Origin of the sequence: Streptomyces sp. SID3212, from assembly GCF_009865405.1 — a bacterium.
GTDB lineage: Bacteria > Actinomycetota > Actinomycetes > Streptomycetales > Streptomycetaceae > Streptomyces.
Genome location: NZ_WWJY01000464.1, coordinates 1 through 3,759, shown reverse-complemented (window position 1 = coordinate 3,759; position 3,759 = coordinate 1). Strand labels below are relative to the sequence as shown.

At 70.8% G+C, this 3,759-nt stretch carries 3 protein-coding genes and 1 pseudogene; all 4 read right to left on the bottom strand.

What is annotated here, in order from left to right; genetic code table 11:
- Positions 1-121: 121 nt before the first annotated feature.
- Positions 122-733, bottom strand: coding sequence for a hypothetical protein (locus tag GT042_RS13955; protein ID WP_161309026.1), 612 nt, complete (start codon positions 731-733; stop codon positions 122-124).
- Entirely contained in the window at positions 730-1,848 is a 1,119-nt protein-coding gene (locus GT042_RS13950; protein ID WP_161309024.1) for a ParA family protein, read from the bottom strand. The genes GT042_RS13955 and GT042_RS13950 overlap by 4 nt, the downstream gene beginning before the upstream one ends.
- Positions 1,849-2,229: 381 nt before the next feature.
- Positions 2,230-3,345 (bottom strand): alanine dehydrogenase, encoded by a 1,116-nt coding sequence (gene ald, locus GT042_RS13945; RefSeq protein ID WP_161309025.1) that lies wholly within the window; start codon positions 3,343-3,345, stop codon positions 2,230-2,232.
- Between the two features lie 98 nt (positions 3,346-3,443).
- Positions 3,444-3,759: pseudogene (locus tag GT042_RS13940) on the bottom strand (hypothetical protein); the annotation flags it as partial.

Sequence of the window (3,759 nt, the reverse complement as noted above, 5' to 3'; positions counted from 1 at the left end):
GAGGGTTCGCTCCCGGGCCGCGGCCCAGCGCTCGGCGCGGGGGGCGGGTGGTGTCGGGAGGCGGGGGCATCGGGGTCCTGGATGGCGAGGGCGGAGGTGGCGCGGCCCCGGCAGGCTATCCTCAGCGCCCGCGCAGGCGCCGTACGAGGATGCTCGCGTCGCCCCGCGATTCGAGGTCCGCCAGGACCACCGCGACCGCCTCGCGGACGATCCGCCCGCGGTCCACGGCGAGCCCGTGCTCGCCGCGCAGCACCAGGCGCGCGTGCTCCAGGTCCATCAGTTCCTCGGCGGAGACGTAGACCGTGATCTTCTCGTCGTGCCGTTCACGCCCGCTGGGACGGCGGTTCGCGCCACGCCCCCTGCGCCGCTGCTGGCCGCCCTGCGCCTCCTGGGGCCGCCGGTTCTTCACCGGTCCCGACTGGTCCGCGTCGTTCCCGCCCGTACGGCCGCGGGACGACTCCGCCGAGTCGCGCTCGGTGGCCGAGTGCTCCTCCGCGGCCGGGGAGGCCGGGGATCCGGCGCCGGGCGGCGTCCCGTCCGCCGGGTCGCCCTCCCCCGGCGAACCCCCCGAACCCGCCGAACCGGCGGAACCCGCCGGCCCCGCCGGATTCGGCACCCGCGCCTCACCGTTGGCGTTCGCGTTGCGCCGCCGCTCCCGCTCCGCGGGCGACGACGACTGGAGCGCCATGCCCCCGGTCGTACGGAACAGCTCGTCGGCCCCGGGCAGACTCACTCGGCGTGACACCGGGCGAGCACCTCCCTGGCGAGCTGGCGATACGCGGCCGCACCCACGGAGTTCGAGGCGTACGTGGTGATCGGTTCACCGGCGACCGTGGTCTCCGGGAAGCGCACGGTCCGCCCGATCACCGTGTGGTAGACGTGCTCGTCGAAGGCCTCGACGACGCGCGCGAGGACCTCGCGGCTGTGCACCGTACGGGAGTCGTACATCGTGGCGAGGATGCCGTCGAGCTCCAGGTCGGGGTTGAGCCGCTCCTGGACCTTCTCGATGGTCTCCGTCAGCAGCGCCACCCCGCGCAGCGCGAAGAACTCGCACTCCAGCGGCACGATCACCTTGTGCGCGGCGGTCAGCGCGTTCACGGTCAGCAGACCGAGCGACGGCTGGCAGTCGATCACGATGTAGTCGTAGTCGGGCAGCAGCGGCTTGAGGGCCCGCTGGAGCGTCGACTCGCGCGCCACCTCGCTCACCAGCTGCACTTCCGCCGCGGAGAGGTCGATGTTGCTCGGCAGCAGGTCCATGTTGGGGACCGCCGTCTTCAGGAGGACCTCGTCGGCCGCCATGCCCCGCTCCATGAGCAGGTTGTAGACGGTGAGGTCGAGCTCCATCGGATTCACGCCGAGGCCGACCGACAGGGCTCCCTGCGGGTCGAAGTCGACGAGCAGGACGCGCCGGCCGTACTCCGCGAGCGCGGCACCCAGGTTGATGGTCGACGTGGTCTTGCCCACGCCGCCCTTCTGGTTGCACATCGCGATGATCGTCGCGGGGCCGTGGTCCGTCAGCGGGCCTGGGATCGGGAAGTACGGCAGGGGACGCCCGGTGGGGCCGATCCGCTCGCGGCGCTGGCGGGCAGCGTCGGGTGCGAGGGTGGCCGCGTACTCGGGGTCGGGCTCGTACTCGGCGTCGGGGTCGTAGAAGTGCCCCTCGGGCACTTCGTTGTAGTCGGCGAATGGGCTGGACTCTCGCCCGCCCTCGTTGCCGGCCATGGCGTTCACGTGGTGGCCGTCCATCATCTGGTGGGCTGTCGTGTGCTGGTGGGTGGCGAAGGTGCGGACAGCGACGGAGCCGACAGCCTCCAGCCCGGACGACGGGCTCCCGCCCCTCGCAGGCATCCCTGGCTGACCACCCCCGGGAGTAAATGTCGACTCATTCACAAGTCGTCTTACCTCCTTGGACGTGACCAGGAAACTTATCGATAGGTCAGCGTGGCACCATGCCGACGATGGGCGACTCTATGGCGTGTCACCGGTCCGCAGCAACACAATCCGCCGGACCCGGCCCGATGTGTCGGCAACCGAACACCTCTCTGTCAAGGGCGCACAGGCCTCTCACCACAGCAGGTGCCGCACGTTTCACGGGTGCGCGAATCGGTTGAAGAGTTACGTTTCCCGCGAGTTGACCCGGCGTTCGAGCGCACCCGGGCACGCGGCCGGCCGGACCTCGGGGGGCAAGATCCGGCCGGTGTCGTGATGTTGACGATTCGGGTTGACGAGTCAGCCGAGAACCGCGCTCAATTCGGCGTGATTCAGTCCATGGGCGTCCGCGACCTCGCGGTAAACCACCTGACCGCCATGGGTGTTGAGTCCCTTCGCGAGCGCCGGATCGCGCCGCAGCGCCTCAGCCCAGCCCCGGTCGGCCAGTTCCACGATGTACGGGAGGGTCGCGTTGGTGAGCGCGAAGGTCGACGTGTTGGGCACCGCGCCGGGCATGTTGGCGACGCAGTAGAAGACCGAGTCGTGGACACGGAAGGTCGGGTCCGCGTGGGTCGTCGGGTGCGAGTCCTCGAAGCAGCCGCCCTGATCGATTGCAATGTCGACAAGTACACTTCCGGGCTTCATCCGGGCGACGAGCGCGTTGGTGACCAGTTTCGGCGCCTTGGCGCCGGGGATCAGAACGGCCCCCACGACGAGGTCCGCGTCGACGACCGCGCGCTCCAGTTCGTACGTGTTGGACACGATGGTCTGGACCTTGGTGCCGAAGATCCGGTCCGCCTCGCGGAGCTTGTTGATGTCCCGGTCGAGAAGCGTCACGTGGAAGCCCATGCCGACGGCGATCTGCGTGGCGTTCCAGCCGGAGACCCCGCCGCCGATGACCACGGCGCGGCCCGGGGCCGTACCGGGCACGCCGCCCGGCAGGACACCGCGCCCGCCGGCCGAGCGCATCAGGTGGTACGCGCCGACCTGCGGGGCCAGCCGGCCCGCGACCTCGGACATCGGGGCGAGCAGCGGGAGGGCGCGGTTCGCGGTCTCGACCGTCTCGTACGCGATGGCCGTGATGCCGGAGTCCAGCAGGGCGTCGGTGCAGGAACGGGACGCGGCGAGGTGCAGGTAGGTGAAGAGCGTCTGGTCCTTGCGCAGCCGGTGGTACTCCTCGGCGATCGGCTCCTTGACCTTCAGCACCAGGTCGGCGGCGGCCCAGACCTCGTCGGCCGTGGCCAGGATCCGGGCGCCGGCGGCGGTGAACTCGCCGTCCGTGATGGAGGAACCGGCGCCGGCCTCCCGCTCGACGACGACCTGGTGGCCGTGGCGTACCAGTTCGTGGACACCGGCGGGGGTGATGGCCACGCGGAACTCGTTGTTCTTGACCTCGCGGGGGATACCGACCAGCACGTCGATCACGGTCCTTGGCTCAGAGGAGGGTACGCCGCGAGTGGGTGCGGCGAAACCAGTCTAATGAAGGACTTCCCCCTGTCTAGCCTTGCAAAGCATTATTCCTGCGCGGAGGTGCTGCGGATTTCGTAGGCAGAATCGCCTTCCTCCGTTCCAAGGAGCCGGTCGGCGACGGCCCGGTGCAGCCGGGCGGCGGTCGGGTCACCGACCCGGTCGAGGGTGTCGGCCAGCCTGATCCGCAGCGCCGCCTCCAGCCGTACGTCCCCGGCGAGCCGCGCCCAGCCCACCGCCTCCTCGCAGGTGCGCAGCGAGTCGTAGGGGTGGCCCGCGTACTCCTCCACCCGGGCGGCCTCGCCCAACGCCCGCGCCTGGCCCGTGAGATCGCCCAGGCGGCGGTGGCCCGCGGCGGCGGCG

What these genes read in the sequence shown, in the direction of transcription:
- GT042_RS13950 (WP_161309024.1), bottom strand. Translation starts at nt 1,848, where the DNA reads ATGCCTGCGAGGGGCGGGAGCCCGTCGTCCGGGCTGGAGGCTGTCGGC.